The sequence below is a fragment of the Ruegeria sp. ANG-R genome (assembly GCF_000813985.1).
In the GTDB taxonomy this organism is placed as follows: Bacteria; Pseudomonadota; Alphaproteobacteria; order Rhodobacterales; family Rhodobacteraceae; genus Ruegeria.
The window spans coordinates 68,905-93,428 of the sequence record NZ_JWLJ01000011.1; the positions used below are offsets into that span (position 1 = coordinate 68,905).

The 24,524-nt window shown below is 59.1% G+C and carries 20 protein-coding genes; 16 read left to right on the plus strand and 4 right to left on the minus strand.

The genetic code is table 11. The annotated features are described in order from the left end of the window. Nucleotides 1–67: 67 nt before the first annotated feature. The 11 genes from RA27_RS18675 to RA27_RS18725 all read left to right on the plus strand — a co-directional run bounded on the left by RA27_RS18675 (nt 68) and on the right by RA27_RS18725 (nt 11,667). Nucleotides 68–736, plus strand: coding sequence for a response regulator transcription factor (locus RA27_RS18675; protein ID WP_039542687.1), 669 nt, complete (start codon nt 68–70; stop codon nt 734–736). Beyond that, nucleotides 726–2,093 carry a sensor histidine kinase gene (locus RA27_RS18680; protein ID WP_039543191.1) on the plus strand — a complete coding sequence of 456 codons (1,368 nt, stop codon included), beginning with the start codon at nt 726–728 and terminating at the stop codon, nt 2,091–2,093. The genes RA27_RS18675 and RA27_RS18680 overlap by 11 nt, the downstream gene beginning before the upstream one ends. After that, the gene (locus RA27_RS18685) at nt 2,072–3,070 is read left to right on the plus strand and encodes an extracellular solute-binding protein (protein ID WP_039542689.1); all 999 of its coding nucleotides are present in this window, start codon (nt 2,072–2,074) and stop codon (nt 3,068–3,070) included. The genes RA27_RS18680 and RA27_RS18685 overlap by 22 nt, the downstream gene beginning before the upstream one ends. A 77-nt stretch (nt 3,071–3,147) precedes the next feature. Continuing rightward, nucleotides 3,148–4,230, plus strand: a complete 1,083-nt coding sequence (locus RA27_RS18690) for an MHYT domain-containing protein (protein WP_039542691.1) — start codon at nt 3,148–3,150, stop codon at nt 4,228–4,230. A 139-nt stretch (nt 4,231–4,369) separates the two neighbouring features. Then, on the plus strand, nt 4,370–5,203 hold the full coding sequence (locus tag RA27_RS18695) for a xanthine dehydrogenase family protein subunit M (protein WP_039542693.1): 834 nt from the start codon (nt 4,370–4,372) through the stop codon (nt 5,201–5,203). A 12-nt stretch (nt 5,204–5,215) separates the two neighbouring features. Further along, a complete protein-coding gene (locus RA27_RS18700; RefSeq protein WP_039542695.1) occupies nt 5,216–5,710 on the plus strand; it encodes a (2Fe-2S)-binding protein in 495 nt (164 codons plus the stop codon). Beyond that, nucleotides 5,707–8,124 (plus strand): aerobic carbon-monoxide dehydrogenase large subunit, encoded by a 2,418-nt coding sequence (locus RA27_RS18705; RefSeq protein WP_039542696.1) that lies wholly within the window; start codon nt 5,707–5,709, stop codon nt 8,122–8,124. Before RA27_RS18700 ends, RA27_RS18705 begins: the two co-directional genes overlap by 4 nt. A gap of 105 nt (nt 8,125–8,229) precedes the next feature. Continuing rightward, complete coding sequence (locus tag RA27_RS18710; RefSeq protein ID WP_039542698.1) at nt 8,230–9,096, plus strand: MoxR family ATPase; 867 nt, start codon at nt 8,230–8,232, stop codon at nt 9,094–9,096. After that, a complete protein-coding gene (locus RA27_RS18715) occupies nt 9,096–10,286 on the plus strand; it encodes a VWA domain-containing protein (RefSeq protein WP_039542701.1) in 1,191 nt (396 codons plus the stop codon). The genes RA27_RS18710 and RA27_RS18715 overlap by 1 nt, the downstream gene beginning before the upstream one ends. 11 nt (nt 10,287–10,297) lie before the next feature. Continuing rightward, nucleotides 10,298–11,107, plus strand: coding sequence for an XdhC family protein (locus RA27_RS18720; RefSeq protein WP_039542703.1), 810 nt, complete (start codon nt 10,298–10,300; stop codon nt 11,105–11,107). A gap of 107 nt (nt 11,108–11,214) precedes the next feature. Continuing rightward, nucleotides 11,215–11,667, plus strand: coding sequence for a carbon monoxide dehydrogenase subunit G (locus RA27_RS18725; RefSeq protein ID WP_039542706.1), 453 nt, complete (start codon nt 11,215–11,217; stop codon nt 11,665–11,667). A gap of 89 nt (nt 11,668–11,756) precedes the next feature. Here the strand turns inward: RA27_RS18725 and RA27_RS18730 are convergent, their stop codons facing one another. From RA27_RS18730 to RA27_RS18740, 3 genes are read right to left on the minus strand one after another with little or no spacing between them, the layout of a single operon-like run. Next, nucleotides 11,757–12,506 carry a PhnD/SsuA/transferrin family substrate-binding protein gene (locus RA27_RS18730; protein WP_039542709.1) on the minus strand — a complete coding sequence of 250 codons (750 nt, stop codon included), beginning with the start codon at nt 12,504–12,506 and terminating at the stop codon, nt 11,757–11,759. After that, the gene (locus tag RA27_RS18735) at nt 12,503–13,120 is read right to left on the minus strand and encodes a response regulator (RefSeq protein ID WP_039542712.1); all 618 of its coding nucleotides are present in this window, start codon (nt 13,118–13,120) and stop codon (nt 12,503–12,505) included. The genes RA27_RS18730 and RA27_RS18735 overlap by 4 nt, the downstream gene beginning before the upstream one ends. Next, nucleotides 13,117–15,441, minus strand: coding sequence for an ATP-binding protein (locus tag RA27_RS18740; RefSeq protein ID WP_241484111.1), 2,325 nt, complete (start codon nt 15,439–15,441; stop codon nt 13,117–13,119). Before RA27_RS18740 ends, RA27_RS18735 begins: the two co-directional genes overlap by 4 nt. A 308-nt stretch (nt 15,442–15,749) precedes the next feature. Here RA27_RS18740 and RA27_RS18745 point away from each other — a divergent pair, with 308 nt between their 5' ends. From RA27_RS18745 to RA27_RS18765, 5 genes are all read left to right on the plus strand, one after another. Continuing rightward, on the plus strand, nt 15,750–16,712 hold the full coding sequence (locus RA27_RS18745; protein ID WP_039542716.1) for a TAXI family TRAP transporter solute-binding subunit: 963 nt from the start codon (nt 15,750–15,752) through the stop codon (nt 16,710–16,712). 109 nt (nt 16,713–16,821) lie between these two features. Beyond that, nucleotides 16,822–19,431 (plus strand): TRAP transporter permease, encoded by a 2,610-nt coding sequence (locus RA27_RS18750; protein ID WP_039542719.1) that lies wholly within the window; start codon nt 16,822–16,824, stop codon nt 19,429–19,431. Beyond that, nucleotides 19,428–19,859, plus strand: a complete 432-nt coding sequence (locus RA27_RS18755; protein ID WP_039542721.1) for a universal stress protein — start codon at nt 19,428–19,430, stop codon at nt 19,857–19,859. Before RA27_RS18750 ends, RA27_RS18755 begins: the two co-directional genes overlap by 4 nt. 84 nt (nt 19,860–19,943) lie before the next feature. After that, nucleotides 19,944–21,695: a gamma-glutamyltransferase gene (gene ggt / locus RA27_RS18760; protein WP_039542724.1), complete on the plus strand. Its 1,752-nt coding sequence runs from the start codon at nt 19,944–19,946 to the stop codon at nt 21,693–21,695. A gap of 86 nt (nt 21,696–21,781) precedes the next feature. Beyond that, entirely contained in the window at nt 21,782–22,987 is a 1,206-nt protein-coding gene (locus RA27_RS18765; RefSeq protein ID WP_039542725.1) for a tetracycline resistance MFS efflux pump, read from the plus strand. A 59-nt stretch (nt 22,988–23,046) separates the two neighbouring features. Here RA27_RS18765 and RA27_RS18770 read toward each other — a convergent pair whose 3' ends face one another. Beyond that, the gene (locus RA27_RS18770; RefSeq protein ID WP_039542728.1) at nt 23,047–24,522 is read right to left on the minus strand and encodes an NAD-dependent succinate-semialdehyde dehydrogenase; all 1,476 of its coding nucleotides are present in this window, start codon (nt 24,520–24,522) and stop codon (nt 23,047–23,049) included. Nucleotides 24,523–24,524 lie beyond the last annotated feature (2 nt).

The window sequence follows — 24,524 nt, forward strand, 5'->3', positions numbered from 1 at the left end:
TACTCTGAACTTTAATCACACGAACCTGACATCAACCTGTCATGCGCAGAGATACTTTCCGAGTCTCATGAAATTCCTTCTGGTCGAAGATAACCTGGATCTCGCGGACGCGATGTGTGCCCGTATGCGGCTGGACGGACATGTCGTTGATCATGCAGCGAAATTGGAGGACGCAACGGCCTATGCCGAGGTCGAGGAATATGATCTGATCCTGTTGGATATCATGTTGCCGGACGGCGACGGGCGGGACTTTCTGGAACGTCACCGGGCCCGTGATCCTGACACTCCGGTCATCGTTCTGACGGCGCGCAGTCAGGTTTCGGATCGAATCGGGTCGCTGGATCTGGGGGCGGATGACTACGTGACCAAACCCTTTGACCATGCCGAGCTTGAGGCCCGGTGCCGGGCTGTCCTGCGCCGTAAATCCGGGATCGCCAAATCCACCATCGAGGTCGGCGGGATCGTGTTCGACCCGGTGGCCGGTCATCTCACCGTCCGGGGTGACACGATATCTCTGCGCAACCGAGAACTGCGGATGATGGAGCTTTTCATCAACGCGCCCGGTCAGGTCTTTTCGAAACAGAAGCTTGCCGACCGGCTGTTTTCTTACGACGATAACGTCTCGGACAACGCGATTGAGGTCTATGTGGGCCGGCTGCGCAAACACCTTGAGAATTCGGAACTGAAAATAACCACCTTGCGTGGGTTGGGCTACAGGCTGGACCATGACGGTTAGCCCGGCTGTTTCAGGATCACTGAGGAACCGGCTTGTGCTGACGTTGATCAGCGGGGCAGCTTTGCTGGCCGTTCTTTTGTTTTTCGCGGTGCGAAACTATGCGGCACAAGTGGCGCAACAGGGGCAGGACAATATCCTCGGCGCGTCGGCCGCTTCGATCCTCGATGCGGCGGCGTTGCGCGATGGGCAGCTCGAGATCGACATTCCCTACGCCGCGTTTTCGATGTTGGCGACGCCATCGGATGATCGCGTGTTCTATGCGATCTTTCAGGATGGCGCGTTCATATCGGGTTACGACGACCTCCAGCTGACGCAGGGTGCCGCCGATGGTAATCCGACATTTGAGGAAACCGAAATGCGCGGAGAACGCATTCGCCAGGTGAATGCCGGCCGCACCCTTGTTGGTCTCGGTCGTCAGACAGAGATTGAGGTTGCGCTTGCGCAGACACAGGACGCTCTGTCTGAGACGCTGGATCAGATTTCACGTAACGCGGCCTTCCTGGGGCTTGGATTCTTCGTGCTGACCGCCGCTTTGTCCTTTTGGGTCACGTCCGCGACAATCGGTCAGCTCAACAAGCTGACGACCTCGGTGACCCGCCGGGGACCGCAGGATCTGAGCCCGTTCAGAAAACCGGTGCCCAGGGAAATGGCCCCTTTGGTGAGGTCCTTGAATTCCCTGATGGGGCGCCTGGATCAGTCTCTCAGTCAATCAGAGGATTTCATAGCCGAGGCGGCGCATCGGGTGCGGACCCCGCTGGCGACGGTTCGGTCTTATGCCGAGGCAACATTGCAGCGGGTCGAGCGGAAGGAAAATCGCGAAGCCCTGCGCGCGATGGTGCGCGCCATCGACGAAAGCTCTCGCGCGGCGGGGCAGTTGCTGGATCATGCCATGATCACGTTCCGCGCCGATCATCTCGAACGCGAGGCAATCGATCTTGTTGCGCTGACCCGTGAACTCGTGCAGCGATTGACACCCATCGCTGAAATGAAAGATCTCTCGCTTACGCTGGCGGGCGATCCGTCCGTGACCTACTCGGGCGATCCGATCCTGCTGCAGAACGCCGTGCGCAACATGGTCGACAATGCGCTTAAATACGCGCCACCCGATAGCACAGTCGAGATCAACGTGGCGGCAAAGCCGAATGCGCAGATCAAGGTCAAGGACTCGGGTCCCGGTTTTCCTCCCGATGAGATCGATATGCTGACACGCCGGTTCGAGCGGGGCCAGAACGCTGCGGGCACCATCGGTTCGGGTCTGGGTCTGACGATCGCTCAGGATGTGGCGACGGCACATGGCGGCACACTTGTCCTGACCAACCAACCAGAGGGCGGCGCATGTGTTATCTTATCGCTTTGATCCTGTTGCTTCTTCCGCAGGTGGCAGCGGCAGAAGACTGGGAAGATCGTCAGGTGTTCAACGATACGGCGAATGGTGTGCAACTTCGCGTCATATCGAGCACCGACACCGTTCTGTTTGCGCCGTTTATCGAAGATTTCGTCGCTGCGAACCCTTCGGTCAGTGTCGAATATCTGGTATCCGGGACCGCCGATATCTACGAGCGTGTTCGCGCAACGCCCGAAGCATTCGATGTCGTCATCTCCAGTGCAATGGACCTGCAGCTGAAGCTCGCCAATGACGGTTTCGCACTGCCTCTTGAAGACATGCCGGTTCCCGCATGGGCGCAATGGCACGACAGCCTGTTCGCCTTCACCTCGGAACCCGCGACCATCGTCGTCAACCGCGCAGCGTTTGAGGGCCAGCGCATTCCGGAAACGCGCCAGGGTCTGATCGAGGCGCTGCGCGAACGGCCCGAGACGTTTCGCGGCAAGGTCGGAACCTATGATGTTCGGCAGTCTGGGCTGGGGTATCTGTTCGCAACACAGGATGCGCGTGTTTCCGAAACCTATTGGCGGCTGATGGAGGTCATGGGAGGTCTGGACGTCAGGCTGTATTGCTGTTCCGGGGATATGATCCGCGACCTTGCCGATGGGAAAATTCTGGTCGCATATAACGTGCTTGGCAGCTACGCAGCGGTTCAGACCGAAGGTCAGGACACGCTGACAATCATATTGCCGTCTGATTTTCAGACAACAATGATGCGTACCGTTATGGTCTCGGTCGCGACGCGTCAGCCCGAGGCGGCTGAGCTGCTGACCCGCTATCTGGTCTCTAACCCGACGGGGTCGTCCGAGAGTATTCCGCTACCCGTTCTACCGAAGTCAGGGGAGAGCGAGCAGGAGGCGATTGGCCTGAACCCGGCTTTGCTGACCTATCTCGATGTCCTGAAAAGAAGAAAATTCATCTCGGCATGGGAAAACGCTGTTATCCAATAGTGATGTCAGCGCCGATTGTCCCAGCCGAATGCGTTTGCTAACGTCACCGTCGCGTCGGGGAGGGCGTTAACACCCAAATGCTGGATTATTCGCATAACGCCTGGCTTGTGGCGGCCTCGTTGGCCGTGGCATTGATGGCGGGTTTTACCGGCCTGTATCTGACGCATGGTGCATCCCAGTTGGACAGCCAGCGGCGTAAGCTTGTGGTTGCTCTGGCGGCGGTCATTCTGGGCGGCGGTATCTGGTCCATGCATTTCGTCGCCATGCTGGGCCTGCAACTGCCCATCCTGTTCTACTATGATGCTCTGATCACTCTGATTTCGGCCCTGGTGGCAATCCTGATGGTCGGGTTGGCGCTGCTGCTGCTGCATTTTCGCCCGCGGACGCACCGTACGATGATCGGGTCGGGCGTAATCGTGGGTCTGGGGATCGTGGTGATGCACTATATCGGCATGGCGGGAATGCAGCTGTGCCGCCCTGTCTACAATGCGCTGGATGTGGTTCTGGCGGCACTGGCCTCGGTGATCCTGTCGGTTGCGGCTATCTGGGTCGCCTATGGTAATCGCACGCAGCGCAACATTCTTTTGGGCACCGTTTGTTTCGGACTGGCTGTGTTTACCATGCATTTTGTGGCCACCGGGCTGACCGATTTTGTCGCCAGCGACAGCGCTGGCGGAGCGGGGCCTGTGCTCGACAATCAGGTGCTGGCGATGGGGGTCACTGTCTCGGTCTTTCTGATCTGTGGAGCATTTCTGCTGACCGGGATTTCGTTCATCGAACCAAAAGAACAGCCCGCAACCGAGCCCGCGCCTGAACCGGCGACATTGCGTGCCGGTGTCCCGTTCGAACGTGAAGGCCAGACTTTTTTCGCCGAACCCGGCCGCATCGCCGCCATCCGGGCCGAGGGGCACTATACGGTGTTATATCTGGATGCCGAGAAATTGTTTTGTCCGTGGTCGATCACCGAGGCCGAAAGCCGCCTGAAGCCAGATGGTTTTCTACGGGCCCATCGCAGCTATCTGGTGAACCCGAGGCATGTCTCAAGCTTTGAGCGCCACAAGGATAACGGAACCTGTTACTTCGATGGTTTTGATGCGCTGACCAAAGTCCCGGTCAGCCGGTCCCGTCTGACGGACATTCGCGAGGCGCTTGGCCTTTGATCGCATCTCGTGCAGCTTATTCGCAGTTGGTGAAACAGGCTGCGCGCCCTGTTTCCGGTAGCTGGAACGCCTGATCCCACCGCTCTTTCCTAACCTCAGGTCCCCCAAGGCATACCGCTCGGACCCAGGGAGGAAAAACATGATACCAGCCGGTTTTGAGTATCACCGGCCAGGCGATATCGCCTCGGCCATCGGCATCCTGCAGGAACACGGAGACGAAGCGCGCGTGATCGCGGGCGGGCACAGCCTGATCCCGATGATGAAGCTGCGCATGGCCGAGATGGGTCATCTGGTCGATCTTCAGGCCATTGACGAATTGAAGGGTATCGAGGTCGGTTCCGACACGGTGACCCTGGGTGCGATGGTCACGCAGCATGAATTGATCACCCATGACGGGTTGGCCACCGCCATTCCTTTGATCCGCGAAGCCGCATTGCAGATCGCTGATCCGCAAGTGCGTTATATGGGTACGGTTGGTGGCAATGTCGCGAATGGAGATCCGGGCAACGATATGCCGGGATTGATGCAGTGCCTGAATGCCTCGTTCGAATTGTCCGGCCCCGACGGCAAGCGCAGCGTCGCCGCGCGTGACTTCTACGAGGCTGCCTATTTCACCGCGCGCGAGGATGAGGAAATCCTGACCCGTATCTCGATACCAGTCCCGGGCGCAGACGTTGGTCAGGCGTACGAGAAGCAAAAGCGCAAAATCGGAGATTACGCCACGGCCGCGGCAGCAGTGATGGTTGGCAATGGAACAGCCTCGGTCGCGATGACCAATCTGGCCGACACGCCGATCTGGTCTGAAGAGGCGGGCGCATGGCTGGCGGGTGGCAATGTGGATGGTTGCGTCGCCGCGATGCTCGATGCCATCGACCCGGTGGCCGACAACCGAGGTCCCGTCGAATTCAAGAAACACGTGGCCGCCGTGGTGCTGCGCCGCGCCATCGACCGTGCGCAAAGCCGCGCGGGTTGAGGGGAGGAAGCAATGTCGAAAATGCACGTCAAACTCACCGTGAACGGCAAGCAGGTCGAAGGTCTGGCCGAGCCGCGCACGCTGTTGATCCACTTCCTGCGGGAAGATCTGAAAATCACTGGCCCCCATATCGGCTGCGAGACCAGTCATTGCGGGGCCTGCACCGTGGATATCGACGGTAAGTCGGTTAAATCCTGCACCACCTTTGTGGCGCAGGTGAACGAAGCCGATATTACCACTGTCGAAGGACTGACCAATGACGATGGCAGCCTTGGCGTTCTGCAGGAAATGTTCCGCGAACATCACGGGCTGCAATGCGGATTCTGTACCCCGGGCATGATCACCCGCGCGCACCGCCTGCTGCAGGAAAACCCGAACCCGACCGAAGAGGACATCCGCTTTGGCATGGCTGGCAACCTTTGCCGGTGCACCGGGTATCAGAACATCGTCAAGGCGATCTCGGCCTCTGCCGACATGCTGAAAGCTCAGAAGGAGGCTGCGGAATGAACGATCAAACCATGACCCCCGAAGAACGCGCCGCCAATCTCAAAGGAATGGGCTGCGCCCGCAAGCGCGTCGAGGATGTGCGCTTTACCCAAGGCAAGGGCAACTATGTAGATGACATCAAGTTGGACGGGATGCTGTTCGGCGCATTCGTCCGCTCGCCTTATGCCCATGCCCGCGTTGTCAGTGTGAACAAAGACGCCGCGCTGGCCGTGCCCGGTGTGGTTGCCGTGCTGACCGCCGAAGATCTGGCTCCGCTGGGTTTGCATTGGATGCCGACGCTGGCGGGTGACAAGCAGATGGTTTTGGCGGACGGCAAGGTTCTGTTCCAGGGCCAGGAAGTCGCCTATGTCGTCGCTGAAAATCGGTACATCGCTGCAGATGCAGCAGAGCTGGTTGACGTCGAGTACGAAGAGCTGCCCGTCCTGACCGACCCGTTCGAGGCGCTGAAATCGGACGTTGTTTTGCGCGAAGACCTCGCAGGTCAGACTGAGGGCGCACACGGACCGCGCAAGCATCACAACCACATCTTCACGTGGGAACAGGGCGACAAAGACGCGACCGAGGCCGTTCTAGGCGAGGCCGATGTCGTGGCCGAAGAGATGGTCTATTACCATCGGACGCACCCCTGCCCGTTGGAAACCTGCGGCTGTGTGGCCTCGATGGACAAGGTGACTGGTAAGCTGACGCTCTACGGTACGTTCCAAGCCCCTCACGCGATCCGGACCGTTGTGTCGCTGATCTCGGGGCTGGCTGAACACAACATCCGGGTGATCAGCCCTGATATCGGTGGCGGCTTCGGTAACAAAGTGGGCGCTTACGCGGGCTATGTCTGCTCGGTTGTTGCCTCGATTGTCACCGGTCAGCCGGTGAAATGGGTCGAGAACCGGATGGAGAACCTCATGTCGACCGCCTTTGCCCGCGACTACTGGATGCGGGGCAAGATTGCGGCCACGAAAGCCGGCAAGATCACCGGTCTTTGGTGTCATACGACCGCGGACCACGGGGGGTTCGACGCCTGTGCCGACCCGACCAAGTTCCCGGCCGGTTTCATGAACATCTGCACTGGGTCGTACGATATTCCTGTCGCCTATTTGGCTGTGGACGGCGTCTACACCAATAAAGCGCCTGGCGGTGTGGCATATCGTTGCTCGTTCCGGGTGACCGAGGCTGCCTACTTCATCGAGCGGATGATCGAGGTTCTGGCCATCAAGCTGAACATGGATGCAGCCGAGCTGCGCCGGATCAACTTCATCAAGGCCGAACAGTTCCCGTACCAGTCTGCTCTGGGCTGGGAGTATGACTCGGGCGACTATCACACTGCCTGGGACAAGGCGCTGAAGGCGGTTGATTATGAGGGTCTGCGGGCGGAACAGGCGCAGCGGATCGAGGACTTCAAAGCCGGAAAGACCCGCAAATTGCTGGGGATCGGTCTGACGCACTTCACTGAGATCGTCGGCGCAGGCCCTGTAAAGAACTGCGATATCCTCGGGCTGGGGATGTTCGACAGTTGCGAAATCCGCATCCACCCGACAGGGTCTGCCATCGCGCGGCTGGGGACGATCAGCCAGGGTCAGGGCCATGCCACGACCTTTGCCCAGATCATCGCCAGTGAAATCGGCTTGCCTGCCGATGACATCACTTTGGAGGAAGGCGATACCGATACCGCGCCTTATGGTCTTGGCACCTATGGGTCTCGGTCGACACCTGTGGCCGGTGCGGCAACTGCGATGGCCGCCCGCAAAATCCGCCCCAAGGCGCAGATGATCGCGGCTTACCTGCTTGAGGTCCATGATAACGATGTCGAATGGGACGTGGATCGGTTCGCTGTCAAAGGTGCGCCCGAGCGGTTCAAGACCATGAAAGAAATCGCCTTCGCCGCATATAATCAGGCCATTCCGGGGCTGGAGCCGGGGTTGGAGGCTGTGAGCTACTATGATCCCCCGAACATGACCTATCCGTTCGGAGCTTATATCTGTGTCATGGAGATCGACGTGGATACCGGCGAATGGGAGGTTCGGCAGTTCTACGCGCTGGACGATTGCGGCACCCGGATCAACCCGATGATCATCGAGGGGCAGGTCCACGGTGGCGTGACCGAAGCGCTGGCCATCGCGATGGGTCAGGAAATCGCCTATGATGAGATGGGGAACGTGAAGACCGGCACGCTGATGGATTTCTTCATCCCGACGGCGTGGGAGACGCCGAACTATACCACCGATCACACGGTGACGCCGTCTCCGCATCATCCGATCGGCGCGAAGGGCGTTGGGGAAAGTCCGAATGTAGGTGGCGTGCCTGCGTTTTCGAATGCGGTGCATGATGCGTTCCGTCCCTTTGGCTTGGTGCAAAGCCATATGCCGCATGATCACTGGCGGATTTGGAAGATCGCCAATGGATTGGGGATGCACGGGTAATCGGGTTCGAACCGGCTGACGCCGGTCCGACCGAGCGGAGGGGCCCCTGCCCCCTCCGGACCTCCCCCGGGATATTTACGGCCAGATGAAGATTGGACCCTGGTTTTGACTTTAAGTGACGTGCAAAATGGATTGGCCAAGCAAGGCTATGTCGCTGACGATAGGTTGGCGATGGCGTTACATCTGGCGCAGGCGCTGGGGCGGCCATTGTTACTGGAAGGGCCCGCGGGCGTGGGAAAGACCGAGGTGGCGAAGGCGCTGGCCGCTTGGCGTGATACTCGTCTTATCAGGCTTCAGTGTTATGAAGGGTTGGATGCCAGCCATGCCATCTATGAGTGGAATTACCAGCGTCAGCTTCTGGCAATCCGTGCAAGTGAAGCGCAGGGTGGCATGGGACAGGCGCAGCTGTTCTCTGATGACTATCTTCTAAAGAGACCTTTGTTAGAGGCCATTTCTGAAGAAGAACCGCCGGTTCTGCTGATTGACGAGGTCGATCGCGCGGATGAAGAGTTCGAAGCCTATCTGCTGGAGATTCTTTCAGATTTCCAGATCACGATCCCTGAACTGGGAACGGTGCAGGCGCGGGCACGACCGATTGTGATCCTGACCGCCAACGGAACCCGCGACTTGTCGGACGCGCTGCGTCGTCGGTGTTTGTACAGCTTCCTCGACTATCCTTCGAAAGATGCGGAGACGGCAATTCTGCAGGCGCGGATGCCAGAGCTCGAAGGGATTCTGGCCCGTCAGATCATCGGAGTCGTTCAGGCGCTGCGTAAGGAAGACCTCGAGAAGATCCCGGGTATTGCCGAGACGCTGGACTGGGCGGCGGCTTTGTCGGGTCTCGGGGTCAATGATCTCGCCAAGTCTCGGGATGAGGTGCAGGCGACGCTGGTTTGCCTGCTGAAGACTGCCGCCGATTATGATGCCGCCCCGCCTGAGGTGATGGATCGTTTGATCGGGAAGGTTGCGTAATGCAGGTGACCCGCTTTCCCTCCCGGGCGTCGGGCCCTTCAGACCGCATGTCGGGGTTTATTGCGCATCTTCGCGTGAACGGGTTGCGTGTCGGGCCGAAGGAGACCGAGGATGCGCTGACGGCTTTGTCTGTTGTTGAAGCAACGGACGCCGATCAGGCCCGGCAGGCATTATGTGCTCTGCTGGCCGGAGATGCCGAGGATTGGCGGCGCTTTGATGAGCTGTTCGATGCCTATTGGTTCAACGCGGGAAAACAACGCAGGGGGATGGCGCAGGACACGCACGTGCGTGTGCAATCCGCAAAACCGATGATCTGGCAGAGTTCGGGGCAGAACACGGAAGATGCGTGGACCGATAGCGTTCAAGAAGCCTCCACTCCAGATTCCGGCGATGGTGAAGCCGAAGGGATGGATGGGAAGCTGATTGCGACCCGAACAGCCAACCTGTCGCGTCGGGATCTGAGAGAATTGATGGATGAACAGGCTCTAAAACGGGCTGAAGCGGCTGCATTGCGGATCGCGAACGCGATTCGGGATCGTCGTTCTCGACGACGCAAAAAGGCGCAGCGCGGGCCCGTTCTGGACATGCGGCGTATTCAGCGGGCCAGTTTGGCGCGCGGGGGTGAGCCCATTGATCTGTACCGCCGCGCTCGCCCACCGCGCCCGATGCGGATCGTGGCCCTTTGTGATGTCAGCGGTTCGATGACTGTTTACGCTCGGGTGTTTCTGGCCTTTCTCAAAGGATTGATTGGCAGCGGAACCGATGCGGATGCGTATCTTTTTCACACCCGGCTGATGCGTGTCACCGACGCGCTGCGCGACCATGATACGCTCCGGGCAGCGGGGCGCTTGTCGCTTATGGCCGAAGGTTTCGGAGGCGGCACCGACATTTCTGGTAGCCTCGAGAGCTTTCTGAATGGGTATGGCGCGCGGGCGTTGAATGGGCGGACGATCGTACTGATCCTGTCCGATGGCTATTGCAGTTCAGAGCCCGAAGCGCTGGGCGCTGTTCTGGCTCGGATCAGACGCAAGGCGCGGCGGATCGTCTGGCTGAACCCACTTAAGGGCTGGGACAGCTACGAGCCCGTGGCCGCCGCCATGCAGGCTGCTCAACCACACCTCGATGCGCATCTGCCCGCCAATACACTTGAGGCGCTGGCCGCGCTGGAACCCCAGTTTCGCAAATTGTGAAAGGAACCCTCATGCCCGGTTTCGACATATTCGACACAATCGAAAATCTGCGCCAGAGCGGGGACAGTTTCTGTGTCGCCACTGTGTTGCGCACTGCGGATGTGACCTCGGCAAAGGCTGGGGCCAAGGCGGCGATTACACGAGATGGCCGAATATTGGGACATCTCGGCGGGGCCTGCGTTCAGCGGGCAGTCAGGGCATCTGCCAAGGCCGCGCTTGAGAGCGGCCAACCAGACATCATCCGCGTGAAACCTTCGGACAAGGTGGTGGCCATGACGGACCCTGACGGCGTGCAGACTTATAAAAGCGGCTGTCCCAGCGGTGGGACCGTGGACCTGTTGGTTGAACCCTATCAGCACGCGCCGAGATTGGTGATTTTTGGTGACTCGCCGATCGCGTCGGCGTTAGCTGCGCACGCAACCCTGGCAGGTTTGCGTGTCTGCGTGCCAAGGGGGGCAGAAGAACCTGATCAGGTCGGATTTGATCCGGATGATTTACCTGCGCTGGGTCTTGAACCCAGAGATTTCGTTGTTGTTGCGTCGCAAGGCAATGGGGATGGCCCGGCGTTAAAAGCGGCTTTGGAGTCTTCGTCACGCCGCGTGTCCATGGTGGCCAGTCGACGCAAGGCCAAGGTGCTGTGTGAAAAGCTGATCGAGCGCGGAATGGAAGAAGGCCGGGCTGCGCAGCTTAAGGCGCCTGCGGGGCTGGATATTCATGCGGTCGATCCTCATGAGATCGCGCTTTCCATCCTGGCCGAGATCGTGCGCTGGCGAAACACTGATACCTCAAAGGAGAGCTGTGATGACGAAAAAATGGCGTAGCTGGATACGACGCTTTTGGCCGGCTCGTCCGGAACTGAGCGCAAAAGAAGCAACGGAAGAGGCGCTACGCGTCTATCCAAGATGTTGTTGATCAAAAGGAAACAGGAATGGAACTAAGTGACGAAATCCGCATCAGCGCCCCGCGCGATGTCGTTTACCAAGCGCTGAATAACGTGGATGTATTGCGCGAGTGTATCCCGGGTTGTGAAGAACTGACTCAGGCAAGTCCGGATCAGCTCGAGGCCAAGGTCGTGCTGAAAATCGGACCCGTTAAGGCGAAGTTCGCGGGTGAGGTCACGCTGGATACGTCGAACGCGCCAGACGGGTTTTCGCTGATGGGCGAAGGCAAAGGGGGTGCTGCCGGTTTTGCCAAAGGCGGAGCGGATGTGACCCTGACAGAAGATGGGGACGAGACCATCCTCAAGTACACCGCCAAGGTCGATATCGGCGGCAAGATTGCGCAATTGGGCAGTCGATTGATTGCTGGGACAGCCAAGAAGCTTTCGGGCAAGTTTTTCACCAAGTTCGGAGAAGTGGTCTCGGAGCAAACCGTCTCGTAACGAGCCACTCTGTCGAGGACCGATACCGGGCATGTTCGGTGCATTTGGGAACTGTGCAAAGCACCGAAGCCGGTTGTTACACCATGAAATCAGGCGTGTTCAGGAGGGTTTGGTACTGCGAGATATGACTCTTCGGGTATCCGCACGACCCCTCTCAGCCCAAGAGCTTTCCGGTCCGACGGATCGAGTTGTTCGATGCCCGACTGGACAGCTTCAAAGATCGCCGCCGGATCGTTCCCCTGTGCGGTGATCAGGGGCAGTCCCGGCGTGGGCTTTGTCCAGTCCAGCACACGCAGATCCGAGGCGAAGCTCTCATGGGCGCACATCAAGCGCCATGAGACCGCATCCAACGCGGCAATATCAGCACGACCTTCGGCAACGGCCTGCGCCGATCTCAGATGCCCCTCGGTTTGCACGCGATTTTCGAACCAGAACCCGTGTGGCTCAAGGTGCCAATAGGGTGCGGCATAGCCGGATTGCGAAAAGGTCTGGTTGTAGGCAAATATCGCATCCCGAAACGCAGCCAGATCATCGCGCGGGTCATCGGCGCGGACGACGAGAGCGCTGCGATAAAAGCCGGGCGGACACCCTTCGAGACCGTAATCAGGCGTTCCGACCAGTGAGACCTGATCGTGCAGCCATGTCCGGTAGGGCATACCGCAGGTTTGGCTCAGAACCAGGTCCGGGTGACGCCAAACATAAAACTCTTCGGCATCCTGTGACAGATGCTCAGGGCAATCGATCCCCGCGCGGTCCAGATTGTCCCGGATCAGTTTCCAGTATCGCTGATGTGCCTGATCGAGCTGAGGGCGGGCGTACATCATCAGGCTTGCGATCATTGCATCTGTCCGAACAGTTCATAAAGTTCGATCGTGGTTTTTACCCCGACCTTCTGCTGAATGCGTCCCCGGTGAATTTCCACGGTACGGGGGCTGATACCCAGTTCTGCGGCAATCTCTTTGCTCGAGGTGCGCGCGGGGTGGGTCAATATATGCTGCAAAACCTGTTCTTCGCGCTCGGTCAAAAGGCCGCGTTTGTCGGCAAGCATCTTACGTCGCGCCTTGTCGCTGCGCAGTTGTGCGCCAACTTCGAACGCGGCCTGTATCCGCTCGATCAACACTGCCAGATCGAATGGTTTTTCCAGAAAATCGATCGCACCCGCTTTTGTGGCGCGCACTGATTCCGGAATGCCCCCATGCCCCGATATGAAAATGACCGGAATGGTCGAGCCCTGCCGGTTCAGATGGTCCTGCAGCTCCAGCCCGTCCATGCCGGGCATCCCGTAATCCAGGATCAAGCAGCCTTTTGCGTCCTCATGCACCTGATTCAGAAATGCCTGAGCGTCTGCAAAGTGCTCGACACGCATACCGCGTTTGCTGAGTGATCGTGACAGGGCGATGCGTACATCCTCATCGTCGTCGACGATAAAGACGACCAGCGACTCAGACGTCATTCCCGCTCTCCCCCAGGCTGGTCACTGCGGCGCAGCGTAAAACAGAAACGCGCACCGGATGTTTCGGTGGGTTCATACCATATCGTGCCGTCATTGGCCTTGATGATGGTTCTGCATATGGACAGGCCCAGACCCATACCGTCCGCCTTCTGAGTATCGAATGTGTCGAACAAGGTGACATCATCGCTGACGCCCGGCCCGTTATCCTCGACGCGCACCTCGACAAGTTCATCGGTAACCCTTGTGGTGATGGCGATCCGGCCCCCTGCGATCGGATCACGGGCCAGCGCGTCGATTGCGTTGCGCAGCAGATTGACCAGAACCTGCGCGATCTGTGTTCGGTTGCCTGTGACGAAAGGAAGTTCGGTTTCATCATAATGCAGCTTGATCTCGTGTATCTTTGCCTCGGAGTCCATCAGGCTGACGGTTTGCCGGATCAGCCCGTTCAGTTCAAACGGGGCCTGACGCCCGCGATCCTTACGGATCACCTCGCGCAGGGCGCGGATGATATCCCCGGCGCGGCGCGACTGACGGTCGATATCCGAGAGGATCTCGGTCAGCTCAGGGTCGGGGTCGCCGATTTCATCCAGGGTGATCTTCGCCGCGTCGACGTTATAGGAAATCGCGCTGAGCGGCTGGTTCAGCTCATGCGCCAACCCCGAGGCCATCTCGCCCATCAGATTGACCCGCGCGACATGGGACAGATCGCGGCTGAGGCGGCCCGCTTCGTCTTCGGCTTTTTTCCGGTCGCTTACATCATCGACAATGGCAACGGCGTGATCGGGAACGCCGTTTTCGTCCCGGATCAGGATTGCATTGACCCTGAGCCATATCGGTGACCCGTCTTTTCGGATAAACTGGTTTTCCGCGATGAATTCGGAATCCTGCAGCAGAGTTTCGCGGAACTTGACCGCGATCTGTTGCCCGTCTTCAGGCAGAATGTCGGCCAGCGTCATCTTTTCCAGCTCATCCGGCCGATATCCCATGATATCGCACAGTTGCTCGTTAACCCGCTGGAACCGCCCCGTTTCCGGAGAAATCTGCGCCATCCCGCGCGAGGCCAGATCGAAGGTGCGGCCATAGGCGGTCTCGAACCGTTGCCGTTGCCGCACCTCCTGCGCCAGTGCCGCGCCGGTATCTTCCAGTTCGCGATAGGGGCTGTGCAGGCCCTCTTCCGGTGTGATCTCTCCGCTGGACAGTTGCTGGCTCTGGCTGGCAAAGGTGCGCACCGGGGCGTAGATCCGGTCTGCCATGGCCAGCCCGATCGCACCGGTCAGAATGGCGATGGCCAGCGCGATCCAGACGCCTTGTGTCCGGTTTTTCTTGATCTCGCCGATAAAGTTGTCCTCGGCCGCATACAGGCCGATCAACCAGCGCAGTCCCGGCTCTGACACCTCGATCAGCATCGCCACATAGTCCTGACCGTTCAGCTGGAAATCCGTGTGGACCGGACCCTGGGCGTCGCTGAGGCCGGTTTGCACCACGTCCCCGAACGCCTTTTGTGCAATGGGGTCGGCGATTTGATCCACCCGTGTCAGCTCGGGCGCTTCCATATGGGCTTCCTGCCGGATCAGCACCAGCGTCGGATGTGCCAATACGGCGCCATCTTCGTTCAGAACCAGCGCCGCACCGCGCCGTTCGGACCAGATGTCCAGCAAGAACCCCGACAGGGCGTCGATCTGGATATCAATGCCCAGAATTGCCCGGATATCCCCGTCCTCGTCCAGGATCGGCACGCCATAGGTGAGCCCCGGCTGTCGCGTCGTGAAGAAGATATAGGGTTCGGTCCAGATCGGCGCTTTGGTCTCGGACACCATCCTGAACCAAGGCCGTGTACGCGCCTCATAGGTGTCGGTCCGGGTGGTGGTCGTTTCAAGCAGGGTGAACTGATCGTTGCGCCATTGAAAATCGGCCGGGTGTTCTTCGGTGCCGGGGGGGAACGGAGGAACGAACTTGGTGCGATAGCGCCCGGGTTCTTCCGAGCGCATGACATAGACGAACCGCCCGGTCTCGTCCGCCAGATACATCCCGGCAAGCTGCGGCGCGACCTGTAGCTGCTGAAAAAAATGGCTTTCCAATACGGCAGGATCGCTGATGTCCAGCACGTCGTTTTCGGCAAGCCGCCTTGTGGCGTCCAGCGCCTGCCGCGCCGGGTTCAGAAAGCTTTTGACCTGACCGATGACATTGACGCTGACCTCGGTCAGCGAATTTCGCGATTGCCGCAGCAGTGCGTCTTCCGAGCTGACAAAGGTCGACAGGATCACCGACAGGATGGCAAGGAACTGCAGCCCGCCCAAACACAACGCAAGCGTGGCGCGCAACGACCTGCGCCTGCGGGCGGGCTCAGTTTGATCCTGACGTATTTCTTGTTGCCCTGCGTAGTTCAATTCTTGCCCAAACGACCTTCTGCACGGGTCGGTACCACAGCCACAGAATGTGATCAGTTACCCTTGTTCCCCTATCTTCGAATCCAAGCCTATACGTAATCTACCGTATAGACACCTGCTGTTTGGTTTCGCTTTCCTCTTTACCATCGGGGGGCCTGATTCCAGTGCGATTTTTTCTGTTGTGTTCTGAAAGGTTTCGGGCGCCCCACAGATCAAAGAAGACTGACAACAGGAGTGTCAAAGTGTTCAAGAAAACCTCAATCACCGCATTTGCCGCGGCGGCCCTGATGGCACCAGCGGCATATGCAGAAGAATTTATCACGATCGGAACTGGCGGAGTCACGGGTGTCTATTACCCGACGGGTGGCGCGATCTGCCGTCTGGTCAACAAGGGCCGGAAAGAACACGGGGTCCGGTGTTCGGTGGAGTCGACTGGGGGGTCGGTTTACAACATCAACACCATTCGCGAAGGCGAGCTTGAGTTTGGGGTGGCACAGTCGGACTGGCAGTACCACGCTTTCAACGGCAGCTCGAAATTCGAAGAAGCCGGCCCGTTCGAGAACCTGCGTGCCGTGTTCTCGGTACACCCCGAGCCGTTCACCGTTGTGGCGCGTGCCGATTCCGGCATCACCAACTTCGAAGATCTGAAAGGCAAGCGCGTCAATATCGGCAACCCCGGTTCCGGTCAGCGCGGCACCATGGAGGTTCTGCTGGGCGAGATGGGCTGGACCACCGATGATTTCGAACTGGCGACCGAGCTGAAGGCGGCTGAACAGTCGGCAGCTCTGTGCGACAACCAGATCGACGCGATGGTCTACACCGTTGGTCACCCCTCGGGCTCGATCCAGGAGGCAACCACCGCCTGCGACTCGGTTCTGGTGAACGTCAGCGGCGACGCGGTTAACAAGCTGGTGGACGACAACTCGTTCTACCGTACGGCGACCATCCCCGGCGGCATGTATCGCGGTTCAGATGGTGATACCCAGACCTTTGGTGTTGGCGCGACCTTCGTGACCTCGGCAGACGTGTCGGACGATGCGGTCTATGCGGTTGTCAGCTCGGTTTTCGAGAACTTCGATGACTTCAAAAAGCTGCACCCGGCATTCGCCAACCTCAAGCCGGAGGAGATGATCGCGGACGGCCTGTCGGCGCCGCTGCATCCGGGTGCCGAGAAATACTACAAAGAAAAAGGCTGGATTCAGTAAACCAGACCTGACGCGGGGCGCCCTGTTTCGGGCGCCCCGATTCACATCCGGGGCAAACCGGTGACAAGAAGGCCGCAAAAACCAGGGCCAAGGACAGGGAGATTTCAGTATGAGTTCCGACACGCAGGGCAATCGCCCTTTATCCGAAGAAGAGCTTCAGGATCTGGTCGCCTCGTCTGATGCGGGTGCGCGCAATCCAGCAGGGAAAGTGGGGCTGTTTCTGGCGATTGTTGCCGTGTTGTGGTCGGTGTTTCAGGTGGTGCTGGCGTCTCCGATATCGAACTATGTGCTGCCGGGCAGTGTGGTGAACAACGCGCGTCAGTTTCACCTTGCCTTCGCGATGTTTCTGGCCTTTTCGGCCTATCCGGCGCTCAAATCCAGCCCGCGGGATTACATCCCGATTCAGGACTGGATCATGGGCGTCGTCGGCGCGTTTCTGGCGCTGTACGGTTATTTCTTCTACCAAAAGATCGTTGATGCGGGCGGCCTTGCGGACGACACCGACAAATGGTTTGCCCTTGTTGGCCTGCTGCTGCTGTTTGAAGCCGCGCGTCGCGCGCTTGGCCCCGCGATGGCGATCATCGCAACGATCTTTCTGGCCTATGTCTTCTTCGGCTCGTCCGAATGGGTACCCGAGGTAATCCGCTGGAAAGGCGCAAGCCTGCAAAAGGCGATGAGCCATATGTGGATCACCTCCGAGGGCGTCTTTGGCATCGCCCTGGGCGTGTCGACCAAGTTCGTCTTCCTCTTTGTTCTGTTTGGCGCGCTGCTCGATAAGGCAGGCGCGGGCAACTACTTTATCAAGATGGCCTTTGGCGCACTGGGGCACCTGCGCGGTGGCCCGGCCAAGGCGGCTGTGGTCGGCTCTGCGGCGACCGGTCTGATCTCGGGTTCTTCGATTGCGAACGTTGTGACGACCGGGACCTTCACCATCCCGCTGATGAAGCGGGTGGGCTTTTCCAGCGAACAGGCGGGTTCGGTCGAGGTCGCCTCATCCGTGAACGGCCAGATCATGCCGCCGGTGATGGGCGCTGCTGCCTTCCTGATGGTGGAATATGTCGGCATCTCCTATGTCGAGGTGATCACCCACGCCTTCCTGCCCGCCGCGATCTCGTACATCGCGCTGGTCTACATCGTGCACCTAGAAGCCGTTAAGCGGAACATGCCGACGCTGGGCGACCGCGTCGTGTCGATGGGCCGCACAATCGGTGGAATGGCGCTGTTCTTCGTGGGCTTTGCCGGGCTGTGTTATGGCATCCAGTACCCGATCAAGGCGATCATAGCGCTCATGCCCGATGCGTCGGGTCTGGTCCTGTCGGCTCTGATCGTGCTGGCCTATCTGTTCCTGCTGAAACTGGCCTCGGGGGTCGAGGATCTGGTCCCCGATGATCCCAACGCCAAAGAGATCGAGCTGCCGGTGATCGCCGAAATCTACAAGGCCGGCCTGCATTACCTGCTGCCGATCATCGTGTTGGTCTATTTCCTGATGATCGAGCAGAAATCGCCTGGCCTATCGGCCTTCTGGGCGACTTCGCTGCTGTTTGTGATCCTGCTGACGCAGAAGCCGCTCAAGTCTATCTTCCGGGGTGAGAGTGACACTGCCAATGCCTTTATGGCCGGTGTCGCCGATCTGTGGAACGGTCTGATCGATGGCGCGCGCAACATGATCGGTATCGCGCTGGCCACCGCCACCGCGGGTGTGATCGTGGGCACCGTGACGCTTACAGGTGTGGGCCAAGTGATGGCCGATCTGGTCGAGTTCCTGTCAGGCGGCAACCTGATCGCCATGCTGGCGCTGGTGGGTCTGCTGAGCCTCATTCTGGGCATGGGCCTGCCGACCACGGCGAACTATATTGTCGTCAGCTCGCTGATGGCGGGTGTGGTTGTCGAGTTGGGCGCGCAGGATGGTCTGATCGTCCCGCTGATCGCGGTGCATCTGTTCGTGTTCTACTTTGGCATCATGGCCGATGTGACGCCACCTGTGGGGCTTGCGAGCTTTGCCGCCGCCGCTGTGTCGGGTGGGGATGCGATCAAGACAGGCTTCACCGCCTTCTTCTATTCTCTGCGCACCGTGGCACTGCCGTTTGTGTTCATCTTCAACACCGATCTTCTGCTGATCGATGTGGGCTGGATACAAGGTATTCTGGTGGCCATCTCCGCCACCATCGCGATCCTGATCTTCACCGCCGGCACCATGGGCTGGTTCCTGACCAAGAACCGGATTTATGAAAGCGTCGCGCTGATCCTGATCGCCTTTGCGCTGTTCCGCCCGGATTTCTTCATGAATCGCATCGCGCCGCCCTTTGCGCAGATCGAACCGGCACAGCTGACGCAGGCCGTGGGTGAGGCTGCTCCCGGAAGCACCATGCGGATCGAAGTTGAGGGTCCGGATTTCGACACCGGCAACATGACCGAGACCACTGTTGTGCTCACTATCCCGGATGGGGCCGATGGTACGGCGCGCGTCGACGCTCTGGGTCTGATCACGCTGGATGAAGATGGTCTGGTCAAACTGGACGAGCCTCTGTTTGGCACACCGGTCGCGGACGAGCTGGATATGTTCGACTATTATGCCGATGAGGCTGTGCGCATCACCAGCGTTCAGGCCCCGCAGAGCCAGCCCCCGAAAGAGCTGATCTTCATCCCGGCGCTGATCCTGTTGGGTCTTGTCGCCTTCCTCCAGCGCGGCCGCGCCGCAAAACAGGGAGAACCCGCATGACCAAAGCTATTCTGTGCGCCGTGGATATCAGCAATGGCGATCTTGATGTTGCTGTCCTAGAACGCGCCGCAGCGCTGGCCGAAATGGATGGCGCGCGGCTGGATGTGGTGACGGTGACGCCCGATTATGGAGAGGGGTTCGTCAGCAGTTTCTTCGAGCCCCACCACCACGAAAAGGTGATTGAAGAGGCTCATGAAAAGCTGGTCGCCCTCTGCGCCGCCACACTGGGGGAAGAGCGTAACGCCAAGATCCGTCATGTGGTGGCCACCGGCAGCGCGTATCAGGAGATCCTCAAAACCGCGGAAGGTGCGGGCTCGGACCTTATCGTGATCGGTGCGCATAAGCCTGATTTGAAGGATTATTTGCTTGGTCCGAATGCGGCGCGGGTCGTAAGGCATTCGCACACGTCAGTATATGTTGTGCGGTAAGTCGATCGGATTTAAGCTGAGAGTCTGCCATTTGACCTTCGTTACTCAGTAGCCGATCACGCAGACCCTTACCGGGAGATTTCTATGATGAAGACGTTCATGACAACCGGCGCCGCTTTGGCGCTGGGTATTATCGCCTGCGCGGCCAGTGCGCAGGACCCCGCGCCGGAATACGGCTATGGTTGGGAAGATAAGAACTCGGTGACAGGCACGGATTTCATGGTGTCCGCCGCCAATCCCATTGCCGCACAAGCCGGATATGACGTGCTGGCTGCGGGCGGCACTGCAGCCGATGCGATGATCGCGGTTCAGCTGATGCTCAATCTGGTCGAGCCGCAATCCTCGGGGATCGGTGGCGGCGCCTTCCTGCTGTACTGGGATGCCTCATCCAGGACACTGACGACATTCGACGCGCGCGAGAAGGCACCCGCCAATGCCACGCCCGAACGCTTTCTGTTGCCAGATGGCGAGAAGATGCCGTGGACCGAGGCCATATCGGGTGGTCAGGCCGTCGGCGTGCCCGGCATCCTGCGCCTGATGGAGGTGACGCACAATCTCTATGGCAAAAAGGACTGGGCGTCGCTGTTCCAATCCACCATCGAACAGGCCGAGCAGGGGTTCGAGGTCTCGCCCCGCATGGCAAACTCGATCCTGAGTACGGTTGAACGCGATCGATCTGTCGGCGTCTTCCCGGCGGCCAGAGCGTATTTCTTCAACAAAGATGGTACTCCGCTACAAGCCGGGACTTTGCTGAAGAACCCGGAATTCGCGCAAACCCTCCGCAACTTGGCCGATCAGGGGGCGGGCGCCTTTTATAGCGGCCCAATTGCCGAGGATATCGTGGCTGCCGTCGATGCGACGTCGAAGGTTGAAAACAACATCACGCTTGAGGATATGGCCGCTTACCGGGTTAAAATCCGCCCCGCCGTCTGCGCGGAATATCGGGATTATGACGTCTGCGGCATGGGCCCGCCGACCTCGGGTGGTCTGACCGTAGGGCAAATTCTCGGGATTCTGAGCAATTTTGACCTCAAGGGCACCGGCTGGAATGCCGAGATGGCGCATCTCTATGCCGAGGCCGCCAAGCTGGCCTATGCGGACCGCGCACTTTACATGGCCGACAGCGATTTTGTCGATGTGCCGGTCAAGGGTCTGCTGGACACGGACTATCTGAAGCTGCGCTCCGAGATGATCGACCCCTCTGCGGCCAGCGAGAAGCGTCAGGCGGGTGAGCCGCCCCGCGATCACACCGCCCTGTTTGCACCGTCCCAAAACCCCGATCGCCCCGGCACAAGCCACATCGTGATCCGTGACCAGTATGGTAACGCGCTGTCGATGACGACCACCATCGAGACCGCCTTTGGCAGCCGGGTTTTCGTGCGGGGATTCCTGCTGAACAACGAACTCACCGATTTTGACCGCGCACCAAAGGATGGCGACCGTTTGGTGGCCAACCGCGTTGAGGGTGGCAAACGCCCTCGCAGCTCGATGTCGCCAACCATCGTGATGAAGGATGGCGCGCCCTATCTGCTGATCGGTTCCCCCGGTGGCAGCCGCATCATCAACTATGTGGCCAAAACGATCATCGCGATCGTGGACTGGGAGATGGACCCGCAGGATGCCATCGAAACGGGGCATTTCGTGCACCGCAACGGGTCTTCGATGGATCTGGAGCAGGGAACATCCGCTGCCGAGTTCGCAGATGCTCTGACCGCCAAAGGGCATGAGGTGAAAGAAGTCGATCTCAACAGCGGGTTGCATGCCATCCTGATCAAGGACGGGCAGCTGATCGGCGCCGCTGATCCGCGTCGCGAAGGCGTGGCTTTGGGCCAATAATCATGAACTGGAAAAGGGCTGCTGGACAATTGTACCACGCAGCCCTTTTCTCTTGCTTTATCAGCATACTCGTCCGATAGGGCGGTATGTTCAAAAGCCGCGCCATAACCTTCATTCTGATCACACTGATGATCGATGCCATCGGTATTGGCATCGTGTTCCCGATCATGCCCGATCTGATGGAACGCGTTGGTGCAGGCGATACCGGGCAAGGTGCCTTTTGGGGCGGGCTGTTGATGGCTGCTTATGCCGGAGCGTTGTTCCTGTGCGGACCTATCGTGGGCAGCATTTCGGATGCGGTTGGCCGCAGGCCGATCCTGATCGCGGCGCTGGCCATGTTGGCACTGGACTATGTCATCATGGCTTTGGCCGACAGCTTCTGGCTGCTTCTTCTGGGGCGAACGCTCGCGGGGCTTGCAGGGGCGACCTATATCACCGCAACGGCTTACATCGCTGACATATCCTCACCGACTGAGAAGGCGGCGAATTTCGGTCTGATCGGGGCGGCCTTCGGGATTGGGTTTGTGCTTGGCCCGGCCATCGGCGGCATCGCTGCCGGGATCAGCATCACTGCGCCGTTCTGGATTGCCGCGGTCTTGTCCGCCGCCAACGCCCTGTTCGGAGTATTCGTCCTGCCCGAAAGTTTGAAACCAGAAAAGCGCCGCCCCTTTGGCAAGCGTGACCTGAACCCGTTCAAATCGATCTTTGACGCCTTCCGCTTTCCGGGGCTGGCAGTGCCGCTGCTGTGCATTTTCATCTTTGAATTTGCCAACATGGTCTACCCGACCCTCTGGGCCTTCTGGATACGAGAGGTGTTTGGCTGGTCCACGCTGTATATCGGCCTGTCACTGGCCGCATACGGCGTGCTGTTGGCCTTCGTCCAAGCCGGACTGATGCCGGTCTTCATTCGCTGGATCGGCGATTACCGGACCCTGCTGCTGGGGATGGTATCGGCATTGGTCGGAATGATCGGCTTTGGGTTTACCGTAACGGTTACGGCCCTTGTCATCTTTATTCTGCTGGCCGCGCTGTCCGACCTCGTGCCTGCCTTGATCACGGCTATGGCCTCGAACCAGGCGGACGAAGACCGGCAGGGCGTTGTGCAGGGGGTCATCGCGTCACTGTCTTCGGTCGCTGCGGTTCTGTCGCCTTTGGTGATGACCGGCATCTTTCAGGCGTCGGTCGATGGCGAAGGCACTTATCTGCCCGGCGCACCGTTCCTTTTCTCGGCTGCGCTGGTGTTGATCATGATGCCTTTTGTGTTCCGCCTGCGCGGGCACGCATCGGTCTGAAACGAAAAACGCACCCGCAGTGGGCTGCGAGTGCGTCAAAATTTCGAGGCATTGGGTGATTACTGAATTTCACCCATGCAGAGATATTTGATCTCAAGGAAATCCTCGGTCCCGTATTTCGAACCCTCTCGGCCCAGACCCGATTGTTTGACACCGCCGAACGGGGCAACTTCGGTTGAGATCAGGCCGGTGTTGACGCCCACCATGCCAGACTCAAGCGCCTCGGCCACGCGCCAGACACGTGCCAGATCACGGCTGTAGAAATACGAGGCCAGACCGAACTCGCTATCATTGGCCATGGCAACCACGTCGTCTTCCTCTTCGAACTTGAACAGGGGCGCAACAGGGCCAAATGTTTCGTCCTTTGCTACAACCATGTCGCGGGTCACGCCGGTCAGAACGGTGGGTTCAAAGAATGTCCCGCCCAGAGCCGAACGTTTACCGCCCAATGTGACCGTTGCACCTTTGGATACCGCGTCCGAGATGTGTTCCTCGACCTTGGCAACCGCTGAGTCGTTGATCAGCGGGCCTGTAGTGATGCCATCACCAAAGCCGTTGCCAACGTTCAGGGCTTTGGTCTTCTCTGCCAGCTTGGCAGCAAACTCGTCATAGACACCCGCCTGCACATAGATGCGGTTGGCGCAGACGCAGGTCTGACCATTGTTGCGGAACTTGGCGATCATCGCACCGTCCACAGCGGCGTCCACATCTGCGTCGTCGAACACGATGAAGGGTGCATTGCCGCCCAGTTCCAGCGACATCTTCTTGATGGTGCCCGCCGCCTGACGCATCAGAATCTGACCCACACGGGTCGAACCGGTGAAGGTGATCTTGGCTACCTTGTCGTTGGTGCAAAGCTCGTTACCTACGCCTGAGCTGTCGGTGCCGGGGATCACGTTCAGCACGCCTGCCGGGATACCGGCACGTTCGCCCAGTACTGCCATCGCCAGCGCCGAAAGCGGCGTCAGCGTCGCTGGGCGCGCCACAAAGGTACAGCCCACGGCCAGCGCCGGGCCGACCTTGCGCGCGATCATCGCGTTGGGGAAGTTCCATGGTGTGATCGATCCCACCACACCCACAGGCTGTTTCAGTACCACGATGCGTTTGTCGCGCTGGTGACCGGGGATCACATCACCATAGATGCGCTTAGCCTCTTCCGAGAACCACTCGATGAACGATGCGCCATACAGAATCTCGCCGCGCGCTTCAGCCCAGGGCTTGCCCATTTCGGCGGTCAGGATCGTGGCCAGATCGTCGGCGTTCTCGACCATCAGATCGTACCACTTGCGTAGGATCGCGCCGCGTTCCTTGCCGGTCTGCGCAGCCCATTCTTTTTTTGCAGCGTAAGCCGCATCGATGGTGCGCTTAGTGCCTTCGATGTCGATATCCGTCACATTGGCGATCAGATCTCCGGTGGCAGGGTTGTGAACGGGAAAGGTCGCCTCACCTTCAACCCATGCACCGTTGATATAGGCGCGGGTTTCCAGAAGGCTGGGATCTTTCAGCTCCAGCTTGGTCACTTTGGTATCCAGCATGT

What these genes read in the sequence shown, in the direction of transcription:
- RA27_RS18675 (WP_039542687.1), top strand. Translation starts at nt 68, where the DNA reads ATGAAATTCCTTCTGGTCGAAGATAACCTGGATCTCGCGGACGCGATG.
- RA27_RS18680 (WP_039543191.1), top strand. Translation starts at nt 726, where the DNA reads ATGACGGTTAGCCCGGCTGTTTCAGGATCACTGAGGAACCGGCTTGTG.
- RA27_RS18685 (WP_039542689.1), top strand. Translation starts at nt 2,072, where the DNA reads ATGTGTTATCTTATCGCTTTGATCCTGTTGCTTCTTCCGCAGGTGGCA.
- RA27_RS18690 (WP_039542691.1), top strand. Translation starts at nt 3,148, where the DNA reads ATGCTGGATTATTCGCATAACGCCTGGCTTGTGGCGGCCTCGTTGGCC.
- RA27_RS18695 (WP_039542693.1), top strand. Translation starts at nt 4,370, where the DNA reads ATGATACCAGCCGGTTTTGAGTATCACCGGCCAGGCGATATCGCCTCG.
- RA27_RS18700 (WP_039542695.1), top strand. Translation starts at nt 5,216, where the DNA reads ATGTCGAAAATGCACGTCAAACTCACCGTGAACGGCAAGCAGGTCGAA.
- RA27_RS18705 (WP_039542696.1), top strand. Translation starts at nt 5,707, where the DNA reads ATGAACGATCAAACCATGACCCCCGAAGAACGCGCCGCCAATCTCAAA.
- RA27_RS18715 (WP_039542701.1), top strand. Translation starts at nt 9,096, where the DNA reads ATGCAGGTGACCCGCTTTCCCTCCCGGGCGTCGGGCCCTTCAGACCGC.
- RA27_RS18720 (WP_039542703.1), top strand. Translation starts at nt 10,298, where the DNA reads ATGCCCGGTTTCGACATATTCGACACAATCGAAAATCTGCGCCAGAGC.
- RA27_RS18725 (WP_039542706.1), top strand. Translation starts at nt 11,215, where the DNA reads ATGGAACTAAGTGACGAAATCCGCATCAGCGCCCCGCGCGATGTCGTT.
- RA27_RS18730 (WP_039542709.1), bottom strand. Translation starts at nt 12,506, where the DNA reads ATGATCGCAAGCCTGATGATGTACGCCCGCCCTCAGCTCGATCAGGCA.
- RA27_RS18735 (WP_039542712.1), bottom strand. Translation starts at nt 13,120, where the DNA reads ATGACGTCTGAGTCGCTGGTCGTCTTTATCGTCGACGACGATGAGGAT.
- RA27_RS18750 (WP_039542719.1), top strand. Translation starts at nt 16,822, where the DNA reads ATGAGTTCCGACACGCAGGGCAATCGCCCTTTATCCGAAGAAGAGCTT.
- RA27_RS18755 (WP_039542721.1), top strand. Translation starts at nt 19,428, where the DNA reads ATGACCAAAGCTATTCTGTGCGCCGTGGATATCAGCAATGGCGATCTT.
- ggt (WP_039542724.1), top strand. Translation starts at nt 19,944, where the DNA reads ATGATGAAGACGTTCATGACAACCGGCGCCGCTTTGGCGCTGGGTATT.
- RA27_RS18765 (WP_039542725.1), top strand. Translation starts at nt 21,782, where the DNA reads ATGTTCAAAAGCCGCGCCATAACCTTCATTCTGATCACACTGATGATC.
- RA27_RS18770 (WP_039542728.1), bottom strand. Translation starts at nt 24,522, where the DNA reads ATGCTGGATACCAAAGTGACCAAGCTGGAGCTGAAAGATCCCAGCCTT.